This window comes from Geodermatophilus sp. SYSU D00697 (assembly GCF_054050175.1).
On record NZ_JBJGYV010000051.1, the window covers coordinates 1 to 21,146 of the forward strand.

The 21,146-nt window shown below is 74.6% G+C and carries 28 protein-coding genes and 1 tRNA gene; 11 read left to right on the forward strand and 18 right to left on the reverse strand.

The annotated features are described in order from the left end of the window. Nucleotides 1–164 precede the first annotated feature (164 nt). The gene (locus tag ACI79C_RS24515; protein ID WP_456948313.1) at nt 165–1,019 is read right to left on the reverse strand and encodes an aldo/keto reductase; all 855 of its coding nucleotides are present in this window, start codon (nt 1,017–1,019) and stop codon (nt 165–167) included. 119 nt (nt 1,020–1,138) lie between these two features. Between ACI79C_RS24515 and ACI79C_RS24520 the strand changes: the two genes are divergently transcribed. Next, nucleotides 1,139–1,720 carry a histidine phosphatase family protein gene (locus ACI79C_RS24520; RefSeq protein WP_456948314.1) on the forward strand — a complete coding sequence of 194 codons (582 nt, stop codon included), beginning with the start codon at nt 1,139–1,141 and terminating at the stop codon, nt 1,718–1,720. A 217-nt stretch (nt 1,721–1,937) separates the two neighbouring features. On the opposite strand, the gene ACI79C_RS24525 is transcribed toward ACI79C_RS24520, so the two are convergent. Next, nucleotides 1,938–2,999, reverse strand: coding sequence for an EAL domain-containing protein (locus tag ACI79C_RS24525; RefSeq protein ID WP_456948315.1), 1,062 nt, complete (start codon nt 2,997–2,999; stop codon nt 1,938–1,940). A gap of 136 nt (nt 3,000–3,135) precedes the next feature. Here ACI79C_RS24525 and ACI79C_RS24530 point away from each other — a divergent pair, with 136 nt between their 5' ends. Continuing rightward, nucleotides 3,136–3,762 (forward strand): TetR/AcrR family transcriptional regulator, encoded by a 627-nt coding sequence (locus tag ACI79C_RS24530; protein WP_456948316.1) that lies wholly within the window; start codon nt 3,136–3,138, stop codon nt 3,760–3,762. Nucleotide 3,763: 1 nt separating this feature from the next. Here ACI79C_RS24530 and ACI79C_RS24535 read toward each other — a convergent pair whose 3' ends face one another. Both ACI79C_RS24535 and ACI79C_RS24540 read right to left on the reverse strand, forming a co-directional pair. Continuing rightward, nucleotides 3,764–4,261: a DUF427 domain-containing protein gene (locus ACI79C_RS24535; protein ID WP_456948317.1), complete on the reverse strand. Its 498-nt coding sequence runs from the start codon at nt 4,259–4,261 to the stop codon at nt 3,764–3,766. A gap of 1 nt (nt 4,262) precedes the next feature. Beyond that, nucleotides 4,263–4,493, reverse strand: a complete 231-nt coding sequence (locus ACI79C_RS24540; protein WP_456948318.1) for a DUF3618 domain-containing protein — start codon at nt 4,491–4,493, stop codon at nt 4,263–4,265. Nucleotides 4,494–4,641: 148 nt separating this feature from the next. Here ACI79C_RS24540 and ACI79C_RS24545 point away from each other — a divergent pair. The 4 genes from ACI79C_RS24545 to ACI79C_RS24560 all read left to right on the forward strand — a co-directional run bounded on the left by ACI79C_RS24545 (nt 4,642) and on the right by ACI79C_RS24560 (nt 5,764). Beyond that, nucleotides 4,642–4,722, forward strand: a tRNA-Leu gene (locus ACI79C_RS24545). A 145-nt stretch (nt 4,723–4,867) separates the two neighbouring features. Next, nucleotides 4,868–5,059, forward strand: a complete 192-nt coding sequence (locus tag ACI79C_RS24550; protein WP_456948319.1) for a helix-turn-helix transcriptional regulator — start codon at nt 4,868–4,870, stop codon at nt 5,057–5,059. Continuing rightward, entirely contained in the window at nt 5,049–5,471 is a 423-nt protein-coding gene (locus ACI79C_RS24555) for a hypothetical protein (protein WP_456948320.1), read from the forward strand. Before ACI79C_RS24550 ends, ACI79C_RS24555 begins: the two co-directional genes overlap by 11 nt. A 101-nt stretch (nt 5,472–5,572) precedes the next feature. Beyond that, complete coding sequence (locus ACI79C_RS24560) at nt 5,573–5,764, forward strand: hypothetical protein (RefSeq protein WP_456948321.1); 192 nt, start codon at nt 5,573–5,575, stop codon at nt 5,762–5,764. 83 nt (nt 5,765–5,847) lie between these two features. Here the strand turns inward: ACI79C_RS24560 and rdgB are convergent, their stop codons facing one another. Both rdgB and rph read right to left on the reverse strand, forming a co-directional pair. Further along, complete coding sequence (gene rdgB, locus ACI79C_RS24565; RefSeq protein WP_456948322.1) at nt 5,848–6,459, reverse strand: RdgB/HAM1 family non-canonical purine NTP pyrophosphatase; 612 nt, start codon at nt 6,457–6,459, stop codon at nt 5,848–5,850. Further along, a complete protein-coding gene (gene rph / locus ACI79C_RS24570) occupies nt 6,456–7,205 on the reverse strand; it encodes a ribonuclease PH (protein ID WP_456948323.1) in 750 nt (249 codons plus the stop codon). Before rph ends, rdgB begins: the two co-directional genes overlap by 4 nt. A 59-nt stretch (nt 7,206–7,264) precedes the next feature. On the opposite strand from rph, the gene ACI79C_RS24575 reads away from it, so the two are divergent. Then, nucleotides 7,265–7,669 (forward strand): YjbQ family protein, encoded by a 405-nt coding sequence (locus ACI79C_RS24575; RefSeq protein ID WP_456948324.1) that lies wholly within the window; start codon nt 7,265–7,267, stop codon nt 7,667–7,669. A gap of 85 nt (nt 7,670–7,754) precedes the next feature. Here ACI79C_RS24575 and ACI79C_RS24580 read toward each other — a convergent pair whose 3' ends face one another. Next, nucleotides 7,755–8,468: an alpha/beta fold hydrolase gene (locus tag ACI79C_RS24580; RefSeq protein ID WP_456948325.1), complete on the reverse strand. Its 714-nt coding sequence runs from the start codon at nt 8,466–8,468 to the stop codon at nt 7,755–7,757. A 217-nt stretch (nt 8,469–8,685) separates the two neighbouring features. On the opposite strand from ACI79C_RS24580, the gene bcp reads away from it, so the two are divergent. Further along, entirely contained in the window at nt 8,686–9,174 is a 489-nt protein-coding gene (gene bcp, locus ACI79C_RS24585) for a thioredoxin-dependent thiol peroxidase (RefSeq protein ID WP_456948326.1), read from the forward strand. A 41-nt stretch (nt 9,175–9,215) separates the two neighbouring features. Here the strand turns inward: bcp and ACI79C_RS24590 are convergent, their stop codons facing one another. From ACI79C_RS24590 to ACI79C_RS24615, 6 genes are all read right to left on the reverse strand, one after another. After that, complete coding sequence (locus tag ACI79C_RS24590) at nt 9,216–9,701, reverse strand: DUF4262 domain-containing protein (protein ID WP_456948327.1); 486 nt, start codon at nt 9,699–9,701, stop codon at nt 9,216–9,218. 92 nt (nt 9,702–9,793) lie between these two features. Beyond that, nucleotides 9,794–10,747 (reverse strand): DNA polymerase domain-containing protein, encoded by a 954-nt coding sequence (locus tag ACI79C_RS24595; protein WP_456948328.1) that lies wholly within the window; start codon nt 10,745–10,747, stop codon nt 9,794–9,796. Nucleotides 10,748–10,883: 136 nt separating this feature from the next. Continuing rightward, nucleotides 10,884–11,624 (reverse strand): MBL fold metallo-hydrolase, encoded by a 741-nt coding sequence (locus ACI79C_RS24600; protein WP_456948329.1) that lies wholly within the window; start codon nt 11,622–11,624, stop codon nt 10,884–10,886. A gap of 169 nt (nt 11,625–11,793) precedes the next feature. Continuing rightward, nucleotides 11,794–12,744, reverse strand: coding sequence for a PLP-dependent cysteine synthase family protein (locus ACI79C_RS24605; protein WP_456948330.1), 951 nt, complete (start codon nt 12,742–12,744; stop codon nt 11,794–11,796). Nucleotides 12,745–12,791: 47 nt separating this feature from the next. Next, nucleotides 12,792–13,070, reverse strand: coding sequence for a ubiquitin-like small modifier protein 1 (locus ACI79C_RS24610; protein ID WP_456948331.1), 279 nt, complete (start codon nt 13,068–13,070; stop codon nt 12,792–12,794). 176 nt (nt 13,071–13,246) lie between these two features. Beyond that, a complete protein-coding gene (locus ACI79C_RS24615; RefSeq protein WP_456948332.1) occupies nt 13,247–13,720 on the reverse strand; it encodes a Mov34/MPN/PAD-1 family protein in 474 nt (157 codons plus the stop codon). A 131-nt stretch (nt 13,721–13,851) separates the two neighbouring features. On the opposite strand from ACI79C_RS24615, the gene ACI79C_RS24620 reads away from it, so the two are divergent. Next, the gene (locus tag ACI79C_RS24620; RefSeq protein WP_456948333.1) at nt 13,852–14,208 is read left to right on the forward strand and encodes a hypothetical protein; all 357 of its coding nucleotides are present in this window, start codon (nt 13,852–13,854) and stop codon (nt 14,206–14,208) included. Here ACI79C_RS24620 and ACI79C_RS24625 read toward each other — a convergent pair. Next, nucleotides 14,147–14,644: a DUF2017 family protein gene (locus ACI79C_RS24625; RefSeq protein ID WP_456948334.1), complete on the reverse strand. Its 498-nt coding sequence runs from the start codon at nt 14,642–14,644 to the stop codon at nt 14,147–14,149. The genes ACI79C_RS24620 and ACI79C_RS24625 overlap by 62 nt on opposite strands. A gap of 10 nt (nt 14,645–14,654) precedes the next feature. Further along, on the reverse strand, nt 14,655–14,951 hold the full coding sequence (gene clpS / locus ACI79C_RS24630) for an ATP-dependent Clp protease adapter ClpS (protein ID WP_456948335.1): 297 nt from the start codon (nt 14,949–14,951) through the stop codon (nt 14,655–14,657). A gap of 66 nt (nt 14,952–15,017) precedes the next feature. Between clpS and ACI79C_RS24635 the strand changes: the two genes are divergently transcribed. Both ACI79C_RS24635 and ACI79C_RS24640 read left to right on the forward strand, forming a co-directional pair. Beyond that, nucleotides 15,018–16,301, forward strand: a complete 1,284-nt coding sequence (locus ACI79C_RS24635; protein ID WP_456948336.1) for a nicotinate phosphoribosyltransferase — start codon at nt 15,018–15,020, stop codon at nt 16,299–16,301. Between the two features lie 11 nt (nt 16,302–16,312). After that, entirely contained in the window at nt 16,313–16,888 is a 576-nt protein-coding gene (locus tag ACI79C_RS24640; protein WP_456948337.1) for an isochorismatase family protein, read from the forward strand. Nucleotides 16,889–16,971: 83 nt separating this feature from the next. On the opposite strand, the gene serB is transcribed toward ACI79C_RS24640, so the two are convergent. The 3 genes from serB to ACI79C_RS24655 all read right to left on the reverse strand — a co-directional run bounded on the left by serB (nt 16,972) and on the right by ACI79C_RS24655 (nt 21,030). Then, the gene (serB, locus tag ACI79C_RS24645) at nt 16,972–18,228 is read right to left on the reverse strand and encodes a phosphoserine phosphatase SerB (RefSeq protein WP_456948338.1); all 1,257 of its coding nucleotides are present in this window, start codon (nt 18,226–18,228) and stop codon (nt 16,972–16,974) included. 99 nt (nt 18,229–18,327) lie between these two features. Further along, nucleotides 18,328–20,085, reverse strand: a complete 1,758-nt coding sequence (gene ctaD, locus ACI79C_RS24650; protein ID WP_456948339.1) for an aa3-type cytochrome oxidase subunit I — start codon at nt 20,083–20,085, stop codon at nt 18,328–18,330. Nucleotides 20,086–20,199: 114 nt separating this feature from the next. Continuing rightward, nucleotides 20,200–21,030, reverse strand: coding sequence for a putative RNA methyltransferase (locus ACI79C_RS24655; RefSeq protein WP_456948340.1), 831 nt, complete (start codon nt 21,028–21,030; stop codon nt 20,200–20,202). Nucleotides 21,031–21,146: the final 116 nt, after the last annotated feature.

The window sequence follows — 21,146 nt, forward strand, 5'->3', positions numbered from 1 at the left end:
GGGCGCCGGCCCCCGCGCCGGCGCCCGCGGGGGCCGCCCCGGCCGGCCGCGCGGTCACCGCCCGCCCGGTGCGGGCGGCGCGGCGGGCCGAGGACCGGCCACGCCGACGCCGTCTCCGGCTGGACAGCCTGCGCCGCTGGCGCTGACGGGGCCGGGCCCGGCGTTCAGGCCAGCGCGTCCAGGCGCGCCATGTCCTCGTCGGAGAGGCGCAGCCGGGCGGCGCCGAGGTTCTCGGTGAGGTGCTCGACGGACCGGGTGCCGGGGATGGGCAGGACCACCGGCGAGCTGTGCAGCAGCCAGGCCAGCGCCACCTGGGACGGCGTCGCGTCGAGCTCGCGGGCGATGTCGGCCACCGGACTGTCGGGCGCGGCCAGGTCCCCGGTCGCGATGGGGAACCACGGGATGAAGCCGATCCCGTGCTCGGTGGCGTAGTCGAGGACGTCCCGGGACCCCCGGTTGGTCAGGTTGTAGAGGTTCTGCACCGTGACCACGTCGACGATCTCGCGGGCGGCCGCCAGCTCGGCCACCGAGACCTCCGAGACGCCGATGTGGCGGACCTTGCCCTCGTCCTGCAGCTCCTTGAAGGCGCCCAGCTGGTCGGCGAGCGGCACCTCCGGGTCGATGCGGTGCAGCTGGATGAGGTCGATCCGCTCGACCCGCAGGTGCCGCAGGGACAGCTCCACCTGCTGCTTGAGGTAGGCCGGGCGGCCGACCGGCGTCCAGATGCCGGGGCCCTGACGGGTCAGCCCGGCCTTGGTCGCGACGACCAGCCCCTCCGGGTAGGGGTGCAGCGCCTCGGCGATGACCTGCTCGCTGACGAAGGGCCCGTAGGAGTCCGCGGTGTCGATGAAGTCGACGCCCTGCTCGACGGCCGAGCGGACGACGCGCAGCGCGCCCGCGCGGTCGGCCGCCTCACCCCAGACGCCCGGGCCGGGCAGCTGCATCGCGCCGTACCCGAGACGGTGGACGGTCAGGTCTCCGCCGATGGCGAAGGTGTCAGCGGGCGCGACCGTGGTCATGGTCCCTCCGGGGAGTCGGCACACCCCACGGCGGACGCCGCGGGGCCACGGTGCGCGACAGCTGCCGCAGCGGGGGTTGCTCTTCCAGGATGTGACCCGCCAGACAGTCAGGAGGCCCGATGGGCGAGATCGTCGTGCTCCGGCACGGGCAGACCGAGTGGAGCCTCAGCGGCCAGCACACCAGCGTGACCGACCTGCCCCTGCTGCCCGAGGGGGAGGAGCAGGCCCGCCGGCTGGCGGGCACCTTCGGGGACCGGACCTTCTCCGCGGTGTGGGTCAGCCCGCGGCTGCGGGCCCGGCGGACCGCCGAGCTGGCCGGGCTCACCCCGACGGCCACCGACGAGGACCTCGTCGAGCTCGACTACGGCGGCTACGAGGGCCGGACGACGGCGGCGATCAGCGAGGAGCTGGGCCGGACGTGGTCGATCTGGGTCGACGGCACGATCGCCGGGGACACCCCCGGGGAGTCGCTGGCCGACGTCGGCGTCCGGGTGGACCGGGTGCTGGACCGCGCCCGGCCACTGCTGGGTGACGGCGACGTGATGCTGGTCGCGCACGGGCACGTCCTGCGGATCCTCACCGCGCGCTGGCTCGGCCTGGAGCCGGCGGCCGGCGCGCTGTTCGCGCTGCCGGCGGGCTCCTACGGCGTCCTCGGCCACGAGCACAGCCGTCCCACCCTGACCGGCTGGGGCCTGCACTGACCGGCGCGCTCGTCATGCACCGCCGGCGGCGGCGTCTTCCGGTGGTGTGACGGGAGCGACGGCACGCGGACGCGGCGCCCGGGGGCCAGGGCCCTTCGGACCCCTCGTTACGCGCCGTCGTGCCCGCGCGCGGGCGGGCCGTCGCGCGCACGCTGCCGTCGTGATCACACGAGGATCACCGGGTGGCCCCGGCGGCGCACGGAGCGACCGGCCCTCCTCACGCCGAGTGTGGGGTGACCGGCCGGCCGAACAGCCAGCCCTGCCCGAGGTCGGCCCCGAGGTGTTCGACCTCCTCGGCGACCTGCTCGTCCTCGACCCCCTCGGCCACGACCAGCGCGCCGAGCCGGTGGGCCACGTCCACCACCGACCGCACCATCGTCCGGGCACCGTCGTCGGGCAGGGCCTGGACCAGCGCCTTGCCGAGCTTGACCACGTCCGGCCGGACGGCGGCCAGCAGCTCCCGGCTCGACCAGCCGGCCGCGACGTCGTCCAGGGCGACCCGCCAGCCACGCGAGCGGTGGTGCTCGAGCACGGAGAACAGGTGTCCGCGATCGGAGACGGCCCAGACCTCGCCGACCTCGACCACCAGGCGCCCGGGGTCGATGCCGGCGTCCTCCAGCGCCTGCTCGGTGCCGGCCAGCGAGACCTCCGGCCGGTGGACCGAGGCCGGGTGGGAGTTGACGAACAGGTCGGCGTCCCCCAGCCACGGCGCCGCACCGGCGATCGCCGTCTCGCGGCCGATGCGGTCCAGCCGGGGCAGCCAGCCGGCGGACTCCGCGACGAAGAACAGGTCGCCGCCGCCGACCTCCCGGCCGTCGACCAGGCCGCGCAGCAGCGCCTCGTGGGCGACCACCCGCTGGTCCCCCAGGCGGACGATGGGCTGGTAGGCCGACCACAGCTCGGCCTCGGCGAGCAGGCCGATGTCCGCGGTCACCCCGCGGCGGGCCAGTTCGACCGCCAGGGGAGGCGCGGTCAGCAGCCGGGCGGTGAGCGCCGGCCGCTCGGCCGGCGGGTCGGTCACCACCCGCACGCCCTCGGCCTCCGCGGTGGTCAGCTCCCGGGCGAGCCGGCGGAACAGCCGCTCGATGCCGCGCTCACCGTCCTCGTCGGTGAGGTCGAGGAGGTCCGGCGCCGCGGACACCGACAGCCCCAGTCCGCGCGCGGTGCGGGCCACCTCGGCGAGCAGGTGCGCGTCCTCGGTCCCCAGCAGGACCCGGCTCGCGTGACCGGGGACGTGCCAGTACTCCCGGCGCCGGGCTCCGGGATGGGTGCTCGCCACCCCTGCAGGATGACCGAGCGCGGTGCGGTCGACGCACAGGCGCGCTGGCCCCCGGCGCCCGGGACGGAACCCCAGACACAACACACACGTTTCACACCTGTCGGTCGTCATCAACTTGAATGTCTAAGGTCAACCCATGGTCGCTCTCCAGATGACTGACCCGCCGCGCTCCACCCGTGGCGGCCGCCCCCGTGACCCGAGCCGGGACGGGGTGATCCGGGCGGCCATCCTGCGACTGCTCGCCGAGGTCGGGTACGGGGCGCTCACGATGGACGCCGTCGCCTCGGAGGCCGGGGTCGGGAAGGCCACGATCTACCGCCGCTGGCGGACCAAGCAGGACCTCGTGGTCGACACGATCTCCGACCTCAACCAGTTCGTCGCCGCCCCGCCGGACACCGGCAGCATCGCGGGCGACCTCCGCGCGATGATGCACCTGGTGGCCGAGGCCATCGCGAGCCCCGCCGGGGCCGCCATCCGGTCCCTGCTGCCCGCGATGCAGTACCAACCGGCGCTGGTCGAGGCATTCCGGAGCGGCCCGCTCGCCGTCTGGCGGGAGGCCTACGCGGAGATGTGGGCCCGCGCGGAGGCCCGCGGCGAGGTCCGCGCCGGCCTGGCACAGTCGGTCACCGCCGAGGCGACGAGCGCGCTGATCGTGCAGCGCTGGCTGCTCACCGGCGAGCCCGTGGACGACGACTACGTCGACCGCGTGCTCGAGGTGGTCGTCCTGCCGCTGATCGAGAACGCGCGGCCGACGGCGTCCTGACTCACCAGCCGAGTGTGCCCGGCTCCCCCTTGAAGGGGCCGACCACCTCGGCGGTGATCCAGCCGCCGTAGAAGCCACCGGGCTGGGGACGGACGAGCTCGCCGTCGACCAGGGCCCGGTCGACGCGTCCCGGGTAGAAGGCGACGGCCCCGCGCAGGAGCGCGTACCGCGGGGTGGGGTCCTCGTACGACCAGCCGACGGCCGCCACCCGGCGGCCGTCGACGACGGCGTCCCAGTAGGTGGCCGCGCCCTTCCACTCGCACCACGAGGCTCCGGCCCCGGGGAGCAGGACGCCGTCGGCGACGTCCGCGCGCGGGACGTAGTAGACCGGCGGGTGGCTGGTCTCGCACACCCGCACCGCGCGGTCGCTGGCGGCCAGCACCCGGCCGCCGAGCTCCACGACGACCCGCCGCCCGGTCACCTCGGCCGAGGGCGGGCGGGGGTAGCTCCAGACCGACTCCTGGCCCGGACCCACGGGGTGGGGGCGCGGGCGGGGCACGTCAGTCGTTGCGGTGCCGCACCTTCTGGACGACGACCAGGGTCATGAGCAGGCCGAGCGCGCCCACCGTGGCCATGCCCGCCGGCGTCTGCAGGAAGGACTGGACGGCGGCCTGCCCCTTGGCCTTCAGGCGCTGCGGGCTGCTCCGGGCGACCAGCTGGTCCAGGGTGGCCGCGAGCGACTCACGGGCGGCGTCGATCTCCAGCTGGATCTGTCGAGGGTCGCGAGGCACGGCGACAGCCTGCCAGACGTCGTCCGAACCAGCGCGTTCCCCTCGACACGGACACCCGCACGGGCGACCCGGGAGCGCGGGGGCTGCGGGCCGCGCCCTCCGGGACCCGGAGGTCCTCCGGCCGGCGCCTCTAGACTCGGCAGCCCACGCGGGAGTGGTGTAACGGCAGCCACGCCAGACTTAGGATCTGGTGCCTTCGGGCGTGGGGGTTCGACTCCCCCCTCCCGCACATCCACGCCTGCCCCTGCTCACCGGCCGACGCGGTGGATCCCGGCCGACGTCACGAGCAGCCTCGGATGACAAGGGCCCTTGACACGCCGCTCCGTGTCAAGCACGCTTGTCGTGACAAGGGTGCTTGACGAACTGAGGGGTCGGTGCGGAACGACGTCCGGGCGCTGCGGCTGGCCGCCGGGCTCTCCCAACGGGAGCTGGCCGAGGCGCTGGAGGTCTCCCGCCAGACGGTCAACTCCATCGAGACCGGCCGCTACGACCCCTCCCTCCCGCTGGCGATCGCCATCGCCCGCCACTTCCACCGCGCCGTCGAGGAGATCTTCCATGTCGACTGACCAGCACACCGGCAAGCAGACGGCCCTCGTGCTCGGCGTCGGGCTCACGGTCCTGGCGCTGGTGACCGCCACCGGGCTGCTGCTGCGCGAGCACGGCCCGGGCAACATGGGTGAGGGCTTCCTGAGCGGTGCCGCCGTCGCGCTGGTCGGCGTGGCCGTCATGGCGTGGCGGGTGTCCAGGCGGCGGGCGACGACCCTGGAGCGGGCATGGACCCGGACCGGCGACGAGCGCGACGACGCCGTGCTCACCCGCGCGCTGGCCGTGCTCGGTCTGCTCGCACTGCCCCTCACCGGCGCCGCGGCGATCGCGATCGGGTTCGGGGCCGCCGTGGAGGTGGTGCTCGCCCTGCTGCTGGCGGCCCAGGTCGGGGTCGGGGCCGCGAGCTTCGTGGTGGTCAACCGCCGCAGCTAGCCTTCCGGGGGATCCCGCCCGGGCGACGCCTGTCCCCCGATCGGGTCCTCCGGTCGGGTCCGGGGCTCAGGGGCCGCCGGACTCGTGCCGACGTCCGCTGCGTGACCCTCCTGCGCCCCGAGTCCCTCCGCCTGCCCCTCCCCCGGTCCGCGCGCCGCCGCGTCGCCGGCCGATCCACCGGCCTGCTCGAGCGCGCCCGGACGGTGCTCAGCCCGGACGACCCCGGCGCCTGGGACCCGGAGGTGGACGGCGACCTGCTCGACTGGCTGGGCTTCTCGCCGACCGAGCGCTGATCCGCACCCGTCCGACCGCGTCCTCCACGGTGTGGCCCGTCGAGTGGGTGGTTCCCCGGTGAGCGACGACCGGAGGGGGCGGCTCAGGCGCGCCCGAGGAGCTCGGCGACCAGCGGGACCAGTGCCGCGAAGGCCTGGCCTCGGTGACTGCGGGCGTCCTTCTCCTGCGGGGCCAGCTCGGCCGCGGTGAGGTCGAGCCCCTCGGGGACGAACACCGGGTCGTAGCCGAAGCCGTTGGTGCCGCGCCCCTCCCGGATGACCCGCCCCCGCCAGGCCCGCTCCAGCACCCGCTCGGCCCCCTCGGGGGTCGCCACGGCCGCGGCGCAGACGAACGCCGCGCCCCGTCGCTCGTCGGGCACGTCGGCCAGCTGGCCGAGCAGCAGCGCGGTGTTGGCCCCGTCGTCCCCGTGCCGCCCCGACCAGCGCGCGCTGAGCACCCCCGGCATCCCGTTGAGCGCGTCGACGGTCAGGCCCGAGTCGTCGGCCACCGCCGGCAGCCCGGTGTAACGCACCGCCTCTCGCGCCTTGAGCAGCGCGTTCTCGGCGAAGGTGGCACCGGTCTCGGGCGCCTCCGGGTAGTCCTCGACGTCGCGTAGGCCGACCACGGTCACCCCGGGGACGGCGGTCTCCAGCAGCCGCTGCAGCTCGGCGAGCTTGCCCGGGTTCCGGGTGGCCAGCAGCAGCCGGGTGCTCATCGGGTGGCGCCCTGCAGCGCCGCGGTCTGGATGCGGGTCAGCTCGGCGCAGCCGGCGACGGCGAGGTCGAGCAGCGCGTCGAGGGCCGCCCGGTCGAAGACGCCGTTCTCGGCGGTCCCCTGCACCTCGACGAAGCTCCCGTCCGCGGTGCAGACCACGTTCATGTCGGTGCCGGCCCGGACGTCCTCCTCGTAGGCGAGGTCCAGCCGCGGCTGCCCGTCGATGACGCCGACGCTGACCGCGGCCACCGACTGCACGATGGCGTCCTTCTTCGCCAGCTTCCTGCGGTCGGCCAGCCACGAGACGGCGTCGGCCAGCGCCACGTAGGCGCCGGTGATCGCCGCGGTCCGTGTGCCGCCGTCGGCCTGCAGGACGTCGCAGTCGATCGCGATGCTGTTCTCCCCCAGGGCGGCGAGGTCGATCGAGGCCCGCAGCGAGCGCCCGACCAGCCGGCTGATCTCGTGGGTGCGGCCGCCGATGCGCCCCTTCACCGACTCCCGGTCGCTGCGGGTGTGGGTGGCGCGCGGCAGCATCGAGTACTCCGCGGTGACCCAGCCCAGGCCCGACCCCTTGCGCCAGCGCGGGACCCCCTCGGTCACGCTCGCCGCGCACAGCACCCGGGTGCGCCCGAACTCGACGAGGACCGAGCCCTCGGCGTGGTCGAGCCAGTTGCGGGTGATCGTCACGGGGCGGAGCTGGTCGGCCGCCCGGCCGTCGGGTCGGGTCTTCCCCGGTGTCGCCGTCACGTGCTCCGACAGTAGTGCGCCGCGGGCGGGCGCTCCCCCGGCCCGGCAGGATCACCGGCATGCGATCGGAGCTGCGAGCGGTCCGTACCGGCGGGATGCCGGCCGTCGTCGACCTCACCGACGAGTGCACCGAGTTCGTGCGGACCGAGGCCGACGGCCTGCTGCACGTGTTCGTGCCGCACGCGACGGCGGGGGTGGCGATCATCGAGACCGGCTCCGGCAGCGAGCAGGACCTGCTCGCCCAGCTCGACGAGCTGCTCCCCCGCGACGACCGCTGGCGGCACCGGCACGGCAGCCCCGGCCACGGCCGCGACCACGTGCTGCCCGCGTTCGTCCCGCCGCACGCCAGCGTGCCGGTGCTGGAAGGCCGGATGCAGCTGGGCACCTGGCAGCGGATCTGCCTGGTCGACACCAACAGCGACAACCCGCAGCGACACGTGCGGCTGTCGTTCCTCGCCGGCTGACCGTGCCGGCGGCCGGAACCGGTCCCTGTGACCGGACCCCGGCCCCGTCTGGCGCCCCTCCGGCCCGGGTCCAGGGAGCCCCGGTTCAGGCCTCCAGGAAGTCGACCAGCGGCGTGGTCGCCGACAGCCAGGGCGAGTGGTCGACGTCGAGCTCGAGGACCTCCGCGCAGGGGCTGGCCGCGACCATCCGGCGCTGCAGGGCCGGCGGGATGGCCCGGTCGGCGGTGCAGAGGACGTACCGCCGTGGGATGTCGGCCGCGACCGGGTCGAGCGTCACCGGGGTGACGAACGGGAGCACCGGCTGGGGGCCGAGGTGCTGCAGCGCCCAGCCCGCCTGCTCGTCGGTGCAGTGCCCGTAGAAGACCTCGCGGGCCGCGTCCCGGGACATCTCGGCGACGGGCGGCTCGCCGTGCACGGTCATGTTGCTCTGCACGCCGTCCCCGGCGCCCTCGGGCAGCTCGGTGAGCCCCTTGAGGCTCTCCCCGTCCCGCGGCAGGAACGCGGCCACGTACACCAGCCGGCCGACCTGCTGCGGGCACCGGGACGCCGCCTGGGTGATGACCACCCCGCCCATGCTGTGCCCCACCAGCACGGCCGGCTCCGGTGCCGCCGTCAGCGCCTCGCACACCCGCTCGGCGTAGGCGTCGAGGGTCACCTGCTCCACGGGCGTGCGGTCGGCGCCGGACCCGGGCAGGTCGACCGCCACCACCTCGTGCCCGCGCTGCCGCAGCTCGGCGGCCACCGGCTCCCAGCACCAGGCGCCGCCGAACGCCCCGTGCACCAGCACGAACCGGGTCATGTCGGATCTCCTCCAGAGGCTGCGGGGACCGGGGCGCCGGGCGTGGTCGCCCACGAGCGCCCCACCGGGCGGGCACTCTAGACGACGACGGAACGCGCGGCACGTCCCCGGCACGCCGCGCCGACCTGCGGCGACGACCCGCCGACGGTCCCGCAGCCCGGTGCGCCCCGGGACTTCCCCGTGGAGACGCGTCGGCCACACAGGGCAGGATGACGGGGTGACCGACACCGACGTTGCGCCCGTCCGCCTGGCCCCCGGGGACCCGGCGCCGGAGTTCACGCTGCCCGACGCCGACGGCAACCCGGTGTCCCTGGCCGACCACCGGGGACGCCGGGTGATCGTCTACTGCTACCCCGCCGCGCTGACCCCGGGCTGCACCACCCAGGCGGTCGACTTCACCGCCGCCGCCGGGGAGCTGGCCGAGGCCGGGCTGGACATCATCGGCATCTCGCCGGACCCCGCGGACAAGCTGCTGCGCTTCCGCGAGAAGGAGAGCCTGGGCATCACCCTGGTCTCCGACGTGGACAAGCAGGTGCTCAAGGCCTATGGCGCGTACGGGCCGCGCAAGCTCTACGGCAAGGAGGTCATCGGCGTGATCCGCTCGACCTTCGTCGTCGACGCCGAGGGCCGCATCGAGAAGGCCGCCTACAACGTCAAGGCCACCGGGCACGTGGCCAAGCTGCGCCGCGACCTCGGCCTGGCCTGAGCCGCGCCCGGCGCGACCAGCGCCGGTCGGGGCGGACCCGCTCACGCCCGCCACCTGCCGGGCCGGGGCTGGCAGGCGGCACCGCAGGGGTGCCCGGGCTCCCACGGGAACGTGCCGTCCCGGTGCGGCCAGGTGAGCTGGTAGGCCGGGACGGAGTGCGCCGGCGGACGCCGGTAGAAGCGGTTGGCGGAGAACAGCACCTCGCCGGGGTTGGGGCACACCTCGGCGTACAGCTGCCCCGCCCGGCCCGCGCCGGACACGAACTCGCCGGGGACGAGGTCACGCCCCCCGGCCACCAGCCCGGCGACCTCGTCGAGCAGGCCGTGCGTGTCGTCCGGGCCTAGGCCCACCACCACCAGCTCGGGGTGACCGAGCCCGAACAGGCCGATGGTGTAGCCGAAGGAGGGCTCGTCGGGCTCCTCCCCCGCGCCGACGTACTGGACCGCCCAGCGGCGGCTCCGGATGAACGCGGCGAGGTGGGCGTCCTCCTGGTCGAGCCAGGCGGTGGTCTGCGGATCGATCGTCATGCCGGCAGCGTGCGACGCCGGCCGGTGTCCCTGCGGGCCGCGGCGGGTCCGGCTGTGGACGGCGGCCCGACTGTGGAGGGACCGCGGAACCGTCAGTCCCCGTCCTCCGCGCGACGGGCCCGCGCCCGCCGCCGGCCCTCGTGCATGGCCTGCACGCGGGCGACCGGGATGGTGTGCCCCTCGGCCACCAGGTCGGCCGGGAGCTCCTGCGGCTCGGGCAGCAGCTCGGCCCACCGGTCGCCGTCCCCCAGCCGCTCCGCGACCGTCCGCACGGTGAAGTCGCCGGGACCGACCGACGGCAGGTCCTCCCACGCGACCGGGGCCGACACCGGCAGGCCGGGTCGGATGCGCGGGCTGTAGGCCGCCACGATCGTCGACGAGTAGGACCGCGTCGAGTCCAGGAAGACCCGGTCGTGGCGGTCGGCCTTGATGTAGGCGGTGGTCGCCAGCCCGGGGTCGAGCCGCTCGGCACGCACCGCCAGCGCCCGGGTCGCCGCGGCGGCGTCGTCCGCCCGAGCGCCCCGCACCGGGACGACGACGTGCACGCCCTTCGAGCCGCTGGTCTTGACCGCGCCGGCCAGCCCCGAGTCGGCCAGGGCCCGGCGCACCAGCTCGGCGGCGCGCACCACGACGTCGAACCCCGCGCCCTCGGGCGGGTCGAGGTCGAGGACGATGCCGGTCGGCTCGACGTCGTCGGCCCGGATGAAGGGCACGTGGAACTCCACCGCCCGCTGGTTGGCCAGCCACAGCAGCGTCCGCCGGTCGTCGCACAGCACCTGGTGCACCTCGCGGTGCGCGCCGGCGGACCAGACGGCGACCGTCCGCACCCACTCCGGAGCACCCTTGGCCACGTTGCGCTGCATGAAGGGTTCCTGGCCCGGGCGCACCCGCTTCACCGACAGCGGCCGCCCGGCCAGCTGCGGCACCAGGCGGTCGGCGAACGCGTCGAGGTGGTCGACGAGGTCGCCCTTGGTGACCTCCAGCCCGTCGCCCAGCGGTGCGTCCAGGCTGGTCAGCCGCACGCCGTCCCGTTCGTCGTCCACCACCCGGCCCACCGTGCCCGCCGTCGCCGACGCGGGCAAGCGGGACCCGACCGGGACCGGGCCGTCTCCCCATCGTCTGCCGCGTGGGAGGACCGGCTCCGACCAGGTCACCTGGTCGGAGCCGCCAGCCCGCGGCGCCCTAGACGTCGTAGGTGGCGCCCGGGACCACCAGCTCGGCGGCCGGGAAGACCTCCCGCGCCGAGGCCAGCTGGGCCTCGCGGTCGACCCACGCGGGGACGTGCGTCAGCAGCAGCCGGCCCACCCCCGCGGCGGCGGCGTGCTCTCCCGCCTCCCGGCCGGTGAGGTGCAGCGCCGGCGGGAGGTCCGGGACGTCGGGGTGGGCGGCCTCGGCCAGCAGGACGTCGGCACCGCGGGCGAGGTCGACGACGGCCGTGCTGGCACCGGTGTCCCCGGTGTAGACCAGCGACCGGCCGCCGGCGGTGAGCCGGATCGCGTAGCACTCCACCGGGTGCGCGGTACGGGCGAGCGCCGCCTCGAACGGCCCCAGCTCCAGGTCTCCTGCGCCGACCGGCACGAAGTCGAAGACGTCGGTGAGGCCCTCGCCGTCCGAGTCGTAGGCCAGCGCCAGCCGGCGCTCGGCACCGACCGGGGCGTACATCGGCACCAGCTGCCGGGAGGACCGGCCCGAGTAGCGGTGCCAGACGACGAAGGGGGCCACGTCGAGGCAGTGGTCGGCGTGCAGGTGGGAGAGGAACACCGCGTCGACGGTGGCCGGGTCGGCCAGGGCCTGCAGCGCGCCGAAGGACCCGTTCCCCAGGTCGAGGAGCAGCCGGAAGCCGTCGTGCTCGACGAGGTAGCACGACGCGGGGGACTCCGGCCCGGGCCCGCTGCCCGAGCAGCCGACGATCGTGAGCCTCACGCAGCCGCCCTCAACACGCAGGTGAGGCTAGCGGGCGCCGCCGCGAGACGCGGCTCACGCCCGGAGCAGGACCCGGCTCAGCGGCAGAGCAGGCCCCGGCTCAGCGGCAGAGCAGGCCCCGGCTCGGGCGCAGAGCAGGACCCGGCTCAGCGGCAGAGCAGGCCCCGGCTCAGGCCCACAGCTGGCCCTCCAGCGCGGAGGTCGCCTCCTCGAGGGTGCCGGCGTAGGCGCCGGTCGAGAGGTACTTCCAGCCGCCGTCGCAGACGATGAAGACGATGTCGGCCTTGCGCCCGGCCGCCACCTCCTTGTCGGCGATGCCCAGCGCCGCGTGCAGGATCGCGCCGGTGGAGATCCCGGCGAAGATGCCCTCCTGCTCGACCAGCTGACGGGTCCGGCGGACGGCGTCCTGCGGCCCGACGCTGAACCGGGAGTCCAGCAGCGCCGGGTCGTAGAGCTCGGGGACGAACCCCTCGTCGATGTTGCGCAGCCCGTACACCAGCTCGCCGTAGCGCGGCTCGGCGGCGATGACCCGCACCTCGGGCTTCCTCTCCCGCAGGAAGCGGGAGACCCCCATCAGCGTGCCGGTGGTGCCCAGGCCCGCGACGAAGTGGGTGATGGAGGGCAGGTCGGCGAGGATCTCGGGGCCGGTGCCGGTGTAGTGCGCCTCGGCGTTGGCCGGGTTGCCGTACTGGTAGAGCATCACCCAGTCGTCGTGCTCGGCGGCCAGCCCCTTGGCGACGGCGACGGCCTGGTTGGACCCGCCGGCCGCCGGCGAGCTGATGATCTGCGCGCCGTACATCTCCAGCAGCTGCCGCCGCTCGATGGAGGTGTTCTCCGGCATCACGCAGATGAGCCGGTAGCCGCGCTGCCGGGCCACCATCGCCAGCGAGATCCCGGTGTTCCCGCTGGTGGGCTCCAGGATGGTGTCGCCCGGCTTGAGCTTCCCCTCCTTCTCGGCCGCCTCGATCATCGAGATGGCCGCGCGGTCCTTGATCGACCCGGTGGGGTTGTGGTCCTCGAGCTTGGCCCACAGCCGGACGTCAGGGGACGGCGACAGGTTCGGCAGCCCCACGAGGGGGGTGTTGCCGAGCGAGTCGACGAGGGAGGCGAAGCGGGCCATGGGAGTGCTCTTCCGGGAGGCGGGTGGGCGGGGGCCGAGCGGAGCGCTCAGCAGCCGCCCGCGACCGCCGGGAGGATCGTCACCGAGTCGCCGTCCTTGACCTGGGTGTCGAGCGCGCCGGTGAAGCGGACGTCCTCGTCGTTGACGTAGACGTTGACGAACCGGTGCAGCTTGCCCTCCTCGGTGACGAGGCGGTTCTTCAGACCCGGGTGCCTGGCGTCGAGGTCGTCGACGAGAGCGGCCAGGGTGTCCCCGTTGCCCTCGACGGTCTTGTTGCCGCCCGTGTGGGTGCGCAGGATGGTCGGGATCCGGACCTCGATGGCCATGGCGTGCTGATCTCCTCGGTGTGTGGGGGTGGCGGGCCCGCTGACCGGCAGCGAGCCGTGCGTCTGGACGGGCAACGCCCGGTCACCGCCGGGCATTCCTGGGGGCGGTCCCCACGGCCCGGCCCCGTCCAGGGTCCCGCGCCGAGCGTGCGAGGCGTGGGGGGACGGGTGTTCTCTCAGTCGTAGACGACGGTGGTCGGCGAGTGGCCGAACAGGTAGGACTCGACGACCTCGACGTCCTCCTCGGTGACCTCGCCGTCGACGATGCGGAAGCTGCGGAACTCCACCTCGTCACCGGCCAGCCCGGTCTGCGCGCCGTGGTGCCGCGTGGAGACCAGCACGTAGTGCGCGTTCGGCTCGGACGCGTAGCTGATGTCGGTGCGGGACGGGTACGCCTCGGTGGCGGTGTGCGAGTGGTAGACCACCACCGGCTCCTCGTCCCGGTCGTCCATCTCCCGGTAGAGCGCGAGCAGGTCGGCGGAGTCGAACTCGTAGAACGTGGGCGACCGCGCGGCGTTGAGCATCGGGATGAAGCGCTCGGGCCGGTCGCTGCCCTCGGGGCCGGCGACGACACCACAGGCCTCGTCCGGGTGGTCCTCCCGGGCGTGGGCCACGATGGCGTCGTAGGTCGCGCGGTCGATGCGCAGCACGACCCCAGTCTACGAGGACCCCCTGCCCCCAACCGCTCGCGGGCCCGCGGCGGGCCCCGCAGGGGGCCGTTCCAGTACGTCACCAGGCTCGGGGCGCTGCCCGGACGGGCCGCCCGATACGGTGCCCTCTCGTGGTCCTCTCGCTGCTCATCGCCGTCGGCGTCCTGCTGATGGCGCCGCCGGCCCTGATGCTCGGGATCGGCGGGCTGCGCCGCCGCAGCGGTCACTACAGCAGCGACGTCGGGGCCGACCGGGCCTCCCTGGTCCTGCTGGTCACCGTGCGCTCGCTGGTGGTGCTGCTGGTCTTCGCCCTCTCGGCGGTGCTGCTGGTCTCCACCATCGGAGCGGTGGTCCGCGGCGTGGAGCTGCACGGGATGGTCTACGTCCTGTTCGTGTTGGACGCGCTCCTCGTGGCGCTGGTCCTGCTCACCTTCGGCCGGCGCGACCGGCGACGAGTGCGTCGACGAGCGACCCCTGCAGGCCGGTGAGCCAGTAGTAGACGGCCAGCTGCTGGCCCTCCTCACCGCCGAGGTCCTCCGGCGGCTCGGTGTCCTCGGTCACGCCCAGCCGGGTGCCCAGGGCCAGGCGCAGGTCGTTGCTGGTCCGCAGCCACGCCGCCGCCTGGTCGGCGTCGAGCCGCACGGCCCCGCCGTCGGGCGGCAGGGTGGCCCGGACCATGGCGAGGTCGTCGGCCTTCCCCGCGCGCAGCGCCGACTCGGTCATCTCCCGGTAGTCGGCGGCCAGCTCCTGGTCCCCGCGGTGTCCCTCGGGCAGGAGCCGGGCGATCACCGGGTCCCCGCTGACGTCCTCGGCATCGACGGTGAGCAGCTGCTCGAGCTGGTCGAGCAGCAGCGCGACGATGTGGGCCTCGGCCGGTTCGAGCCGGGCCACCACGTCGTCCCCCTTGCGGCGGAACGGCCTCACGCGAGCGCCCTCACGAGTCGCGCTGGAAGCTGGCCCACAGCCCGTAGGCGTGCAGCCGGCTGGTGTCGTGCTCCATGCGCTCGCGCGGGCCGGAGCTGACGATCGCCTTGCCCTCGTGGTGCACCTGCAGCATGAGCGTCGTCGCCGTCGGCTCGTCGTAGCCGAACAGCTCCTGCAGCACGTAGGTCACGTAGCTCATGAGGTTGACCGGGTCGTTCCAGACGACGGTCACCCACGGTCGGTCGAGGTCACCGTGCTCCTCGACGGTCTCTTCGGGCGTCCGTGTCGGCGCGAGCGGTCCGGCCACCCCCTCACCTTAGGACGCCGGAGCTCGACGGGTCGCCACCGCCGCAGCCGCCTAGGCTCCGGGGCCATGTCGACGGGTCCAGCCCTGCTCACCGACCGGTACGAGTTGACGATGGTCGCCGCCGCGCTCGCCGACGGCACCGCCGACCGCGACTGCGTCTTCGAGGTGTTCGCCCGCCGTCTGCCGCACGGGCGCCGCTACGGGGTGGTGGCCGGCACCGGGCGGCTGCTCGAGCAGCTCCCCGGGTTCCGCTTCTCCGACGAGGACCTCGCGTCGCTGCGCCAGCAGGGCCTCACCGACGCGCGGCTGCTGGACTGGCTGGCCGACTTCACCTTCAGCGGCGACGTCGACGGGTACACCGAGGGCGAGCTGTTCTTCCCCGGCTCCCCCGTGCTCACCGTCCGGGCGTCGTTCGCCGAGGGGGTGCTGCTCGAGACGCTGATCCTGTCGATCCTCAACCACGACAGCGCGATCGCCTCGGCCGCCGCCCGCATGGTGGCCGCCGCCTGCGAGCGGCCATGCATCGAGATGGGCTCGCGCCGCACGCACGAGGAGGCCGCCGTCGCCGCCGCGCGCGCGGCCCACCTGGTCGGCTTCGCCTCGACGTCCAACCTCGAGGCCGGCCGGCGTTACGGCATCCCCACGACCGGCACCAGCGCGCACGCGTTCACGCTGCTGCACGACGACGAGGCCTCGGCCTTCCGCGCCCAGGTGGCCGCCCTCGGCGTCGGGACGACGCTGCTGGTCGACACCTACGACGTGGACCAGGGCATCCGGACGGCGGTCGAGGTCGCGGGCCCCGGGCTCGGCGCGATCCGGCTGGACTCCGGCGACCTGCCCACGCTGGCCACGCACGCCCGTGAGCTGCTCGACTCCCTCGGCGCGACCTCGACCCGGATCATCGTCACCAGCGACCTCGACGAGTTCGCCATCTCCGGGCTCATGGCCGCGCCGGTCGACGGGTACGGCGTGGGCACCTCCCTGGTCACCGGCTCGGGTGCCCCCACGGCCGGGATGGTCTACAAGCTGGTGGAGCGCGACGGGGTCCCGGTCGCCAAGAGGTCGGAGGGCAAGAACTCCGTCGGCGGCCGCAAGCACGCCGTCCGCCGGCACGACGCCTCCGGGACGGCGACGGCGGAGGTCATCAGCAGCGCGCCGGTCGCCCCGCAGGACGGCGACCGCGACCTCGTCGGCCCGCTGGTGAAGGGCGGCGCGGTGCTGAACCCCGCCACACCGAGCGAGGCGCTGGCCGAGGCGCGGGCCCACCACGAGCGGGCGCGCGCGGCGCTGCCGGCCGAGGCGTGGGCGCTCTCCCGCGGGGACTGCGCCATCGAGACCGTGACGGCCTGAGGAGGTCCGCGATGACCCGCGCACTCGTCGTGGTCGACGTGCAGAACGACTTCTGCGAGGGCGGCAGCCTCGCCGTCGCCGGTGGCTCGGCGGTCGCCGACGCGATCAGCGCGCACGTCCGGGCGCACGCCGGCGACTACGCCCACGTCGTCGCCACCCGGGACCACCACATCGACCCCGGGGACCACTTCCACGAGGAGCCGGACTTCGTCGAGACCTGGCCGGCGCACTGCGTGGCCGGCACCGACGGGGTGGAGCTGCACCCGCGGCTGGACCGGGACCCGATCGAGGCGGTCTTCGACAAGGGCCACCACTCCGCCGCCTACTCCGGGTTCGAGGGCAGCTCCGAGGGCGTGCCGCTGGCCGAGTGGCTGCGCGGGCACGGGGTGGACGCGGTGGACGTCGTCGGCATCGCCACCGACCACTGCGTCCGCGCCACCGCGCTCGACGCCGTCCGCGAGGGCTTCGCCACCCGGGTGCTGCTCCCCCTCACCGCCGGCGTCAGCGACGCCACCGTCGAGGCCGCACTGGAGCAACTGCGGACGGCGGGGGTGGAACTCGAGGGCGCCGTCCACCGGCCCGGCTGAGGGAAGGCCTCCCGCGGTGTTCCGTCCGCTCCTGAGGCGCTGCACCACCGCAGGAGCGGGGGGAACCCCGCAGGAGCCGACCGTCACGTCGCGTCGAGGACCTCGTCGCGGGTGAAGCCGAGGACCTGCAGGACGGCGTCGAGGTAGGGCTGGTTGAGCGCGGTGTGCGCCTGCTCGCGGACGTAGGGCTTGGCGTTGAAGGCGATGCCCAGCCCTGCGGCGTTGAGCATGTCGAGGTCGTTGGCGCCGTCGCCGACGGCCACCGTCTGGTCCAGCGGGATGCCGTACTCGTCGGCGAACCGGGCCAGCGCCCGCGCCTTGCCGGCGCGGTCGACGATCTCCCCCACCAGCCCGCCGGTGAGCTTGCCGTCGGCCACCTCGAGGGTGTTGGCCGCCGCGAAGTCCAGGCCCAGCTCCTCGGCCAGCGGGTCGGTGATCTGGGTGAAGCCGCCGCTGACGATGCCGCAGCGGAAACCCAGCCGCTTGAGCGTCCGGATCAGCGTGCGCGCCCCCGGCGTGAGCACCAGGGCCGCGCGCACCTCGTCGAGCACCTCGACGGGCAGTCCGGCGAGGGCGGCGACGCGGGCGCGGAGGGACTCGGCGAAGTCCAGCTCGCCGTTCATGGCCGCGGCGGTGATCCGCGCGACCTCGGCGGCGCGGCCGGCGCGGGCGGCCAGCTCGTCGATCACCTCACCGCGGACCAGCGTGGAGTCGACGTCCAGGACGATGAGGCGCTTGCTGCGCCGGGTCAGGCCCACCTGCTCGACGGCGATGTCGGCCCCCGTGCGGGCCGCGACGGAGGCCAGCGCGGTGCGCAGCTCGGTGGCCTCGGCGCCGGAGACGGTCAGCTCGAAGCTCAGGACCGGGTAGTCCGACAGCCGGCGGATGGCGTCGATGTTGCCGCCGATGCCCGCCACGGCCGAGGCGGCCCCGGCCACCGCGGCGGGAGGCACCGGGCGGCCCAGCACGATGACGTGGTGCGCGCGCCCGCTCGGCCGCTTCTCCTCGCCGACCGAGTCGACCTGCACCTGCATGCCGGTGGCGTCGGCGACCTCCGCAGCCAGTCGCGCCAGGCGGGACAGGAAGGCGCTCTCGTCGACCGGCGGCCCGCCGTCCAGCCGCACCGCGGTGACCTCCACGCCGAGGACCAGCTGGCCGTGGACGACGACCTGCTCCACGTCGACCACCTCGATGGCCCGCCGCCCGTCCCCGGCCTCGGCCAGCGCCGAGAACAGCCGCGCGGTCACGCCGGGCCGGTCCACGCCGGTGACGGTCAGCAGGGCCCGGGGCGTCTCCGGGCAGGGGTCCGGCGGCGTGCGGGGCGCGGGCTCGAGCGGCACGGCCTCATCGTGCCGCACACGCGGCGACACCCCGCCGGCCGGGCCGACGGGGTGTCGCTGGGAACGAGCTGGACCGACCCCCCTGCAGGGGGCCCGCCATCAGGTCGGGTCGGGGTCGCGCGAGCCCTGGCGCTCGCCGCTGGTGAGCCCGATCTCGCTGACGCCGGCGTAGGGCTTGTGCCGGCCGCCGACGTGCTTCTCCCGCTCCAGGCGGTCGATGAGGTGCGGGTAGTGCGCCTCGAACGCCGGCCGCTCGGAGCGGATCTTCGGGATCTCCAGGAAGTTGTGCCGCGGCGGGGGCGAGGAGGTCGCCCACTCCAGCGAGTTGCCGTGGCCCCAGGGGTCGTCGCGCAGCGCCAGCGCCCCGAACCGCCAGGACTTGTAGACGTTGTAGAGGAACGGGATCGTCGAGGCGCCGAGCACGAACGAGAAGATCGTCGAGACCGTGTTCAGCGTGGTGAACCCGTCGGTGGGCAGGTAGTTCGCGTACCGGCGCGGCATGCCCTCGTTGCCCAGCCAGTGCTGGACCAGGAACGTGCCGTGGAAGCCGATGAAGGTCAGCCAGAAGTGCAGCTTGCCCAGCCGCTCGTCCATCATGCGGCCGCACATCTTCGGGAACCAGAAGTAGATCCCGGCGTACGCGGCGAACACGACGGTGCCGAAGACGACGTAGTGGAAGTGCGCCACGACGAAGTAGCTGTCGGACACGTGCCAGTCCAGCGGCGGGGACGCCAGCAGGACGCCGGTCAGGCCACCGAGCAGGAAGGTGACCATGAAGCCGATCGAGAACAGCATCGGCGACTCGAAGGTCAGCTGCCCCCGCCACATGGTGCCGATCCAGTTGAAGAACTTGATGCCGGTCGGCACGGCGATCAGGTAGGTCAGGAAGGCGAAGAAGGGCAGCAGCACCGCGCCGGTGGCGTACATGTGGTGCGCCCAGACCGTCAGCGACAGGCCACCGATGGCCAGCGTGGCGAAGACCATGCCCTTGTAGCCGAACAGCGGCTTGCGACTGAACACCGGGATGATCTCGGTGACGATGCCGAAGAACGGCAGCGCGATGATGTAGACCTCGGGGTGGCCGAAGAACCAGAACAGGTGCTGCCACAGCATCGGCCCCCCGTTCTCCTCGGAGTACACCAGCGCACCCAGCTGCCGGTCGGCCAGCAGGGCGAACAGCGCCGCGGTGAGGATCGGGAAGGCCAGCAGGATCAGCACACTGGTGACCAGCGCGTTCCAGGTGAAGATCGGCATCCGGAACAGCGTCATGCCCGGCGCGCGCAGGCAGACGATGGTCGCGATGAAGTTGACGCCACCGAGGATCGTGCCCAGGCCGGAGACGGCCAGGCCGGCGATCCACAGGTCGGCCCCGGCGCCGGGGCTGTTGGTGACGTCGGACAGCGGCGTGTAGGCGAACCAGCCGAAGTCGGCCGCCCCACCCGGGGTCAGGAAGCCCGAGACGGCGATGGTGCTGCCGAACAGGAACAGCCAGTAGGAGAAGGAGTTCAGCCGCGGGAACGCGACGTCGGGAGCACCGATCTGCAGCGGCATGATCAGGTTCGCGAACGCGAAGAACAGCGGCGTCGCGAAGAACAGCAGCATCACCGTGCCGTGCATGGTGAGCAGCTGGTTGTACTGCTCGGGCGAGAGGTACTGCAGCCCCGGCCGGGCCAGCTCGCCACGCATCAGCAGGGCCATCAGCCCGCCGAGCATGAACCATGCGAACGAGGTGGCCAGGTACATGAGGCCGATGGTCTTGTGGTCGGTGGTCCGCAGCAGGTTCGAGAGCCGCGAGCCCTTCTCGACCTCGTGAGCCGGGCTCGGCCGGCTCACGATCGGCGCCGGTGCGATCGTCACCGTCGCAGCATATGCGGTGCCTGTCTGACACCTCCCGCCGACGGGGGCAGGCGCGCCGGTCAGGGCCGCACCGCCGTGACCCGACCGTGACCCGACCGTGACCGACCCCACGGGTCACCCCCCGCGGGCCCAGGTGGTGACGTCGACCGACACGGTCACCGGCGAGCGCTCGGGCAACCGCGCGACCGCCGCGGCCAGCGCGTCCGCGCTCAGGTGCCGCGCGTGGGGGCCCATGCCCACGAGGGTGCGCACCGCCGTCCGGTCCAGGTGCAGGACCTCGCGGTGCCCGGTGGCCGCGCCGGCCCGCAGGTGCGGCTCCAGGGTGGCCGCCAGCCGGCGTCCCTTGTCCGGGTCGACGCGGAGCAGGCCCAGCGGGCCGACCAGTTCGGCGAGGTGGTCGGCGGCGGGGGTGACGACGACGAGCCGGCCGCCGGGCCGCAGCACGCGCGCGATCTCCGGGCCGTTGCGCGGCGCGAAGACGACCAGCACCCGGTCGAGGGCGGCGTCCCGCACCGGCAGCCGCGCCCAGGCGTCGGCGACCACCGCCAGCGCCCGCGCGTGCGCCCCGGCCGCGCGGCGGGCGGCGTACCGCGAGGAGTCCAGGACGACGCCCACCGCGTCGGGCAGCCGGTCGAGGACGCCGGCGAGGTGGTGCCCGGTGCCGCCGCCGAGGTCGAGCAGGGCGCCGGGCGGGAGCCCCTCCGCGACCACGGCGTCCTCGAGGGCGCGGGTGATCCCCCGGTAGTGACCGGCGGCCAGGAAGGCCACCCGGTCGGCAACCATCTCCGCCGTGTCCCCCGACGGCGGCACGTGCCCCGGGGGCAGCAGGGTGACGTGCCCCTGCCGCGCGCGGTCGAAGGAGTGACCGGCCGGACAGCGCAGGCCGGTGGCCGCCGGCAACGCCGCCAGCGGGGCCCCGCACACCGGGCAGGCCAGCAGGTCCACCGCACCGGGGGGCCACGGCCGGGGGGGGGGGGGGGGGGGCGGCGGCCGGGGGGGGGGGGGGGGGGGGGGGGGGGGGGGGGGGGGGGGGGGGGGGGGGGGGGGGGGGCGCGCGGCGG

What these genes read in the sequence shown, in the direction of transcription:
- ACI79C_RS24515 (WP_456948313.1), bottom strand. Translation starts at nt 1,019, where the DNA reads ATGACCACGGTCGCGCCCGCTGACACCTTCGCCATCGGCGGAGACCTG.
- ACI79C_RS24520 (WP_456948314.1), top strand. Translation starts at nt 1,139, where the DNA reads ATGGGCGAGATCGTCGTGCTCCGGCACGGGCAGACCGAGTGGAGCCTC.
- ACI79C_RS24530 (WP_456948316.1), top strand. Translation starts at nt 3,136, where the DNA reads ATGGTCGCTCTCCAGATGACTGACCCGCCGCGCTCCACCCGTGGCGGC.
- ACI79C_RS24555 (WP_456948320.1), top strand. Translation starts at nt 5,049, where the DNA reads ATGTCGACTGACCAGCACACCGGCAAGCAGACGGCCCTCGTGCTCGGC.
- rdgB (WP_456948322.1), bottom strand. Translation starts at nt 6,459, where the DNA reads ATGAGCACCCGGCTGCTGCTGGCCACCCGGAACCCGGGCAAGCTCGCC.
- ACI79C_RS24575 (WP_456948324.1), top strand. Translation starts at nt 7,265, where the DNA reads ATGCGATCGGAGCTGCGAGCGGTCCGTACCGGCGGGATGCCGGCCGTC.
- ACI79C_RS24580 (WP_456948325.1), bottom strand. Translation starts at nt 8,468, where the DNA reads ATGACCCGGTTCGTGCTGGTGCACGGGGCGTTCGGCGGCGCCTGGTGC.
- ACI79C_RS24590 (WP_456948327.1), bottom strand. Translation starts at nt 9,701, where the DNA reads ATGACGATCGATCCGCAGACCACCGCCTGGCTCGACCAGGAGGACGCC.
- ACI79C_RS24605 (WP_456948330.1), bottom strand. Translation starts at nt 12,744, where the DNA reads ATGGCCCGCTTCGCCTCCCTCGTCGACTCGCTCGGCAACACCCCCCTC.
- ACI79C_RS24610 (WP_456948331.1), bottom strand. Translation starts at nt 13,070, where the DNA reads ATGGCCATCGAGGTCCGGATCCCGACCATCCTGCGCACCCACACGGGC.
- ACI79C_RS24635 (WP_456948336.1), top strand. Translation starts at nt 15,018, where the DNA reads ATGTCGACGGGTCCAGCCCTGCTCACCGACCGGTACGAGTTGACGATG.
- ACI79C_RS24640 (WP_456948337.1), top strand. Translation starts at nt 16,313, where the DNA reads ATGACCCGCGCACTCGTCGTGGTCGACGTGCAGAACGACTTCTGCGAG.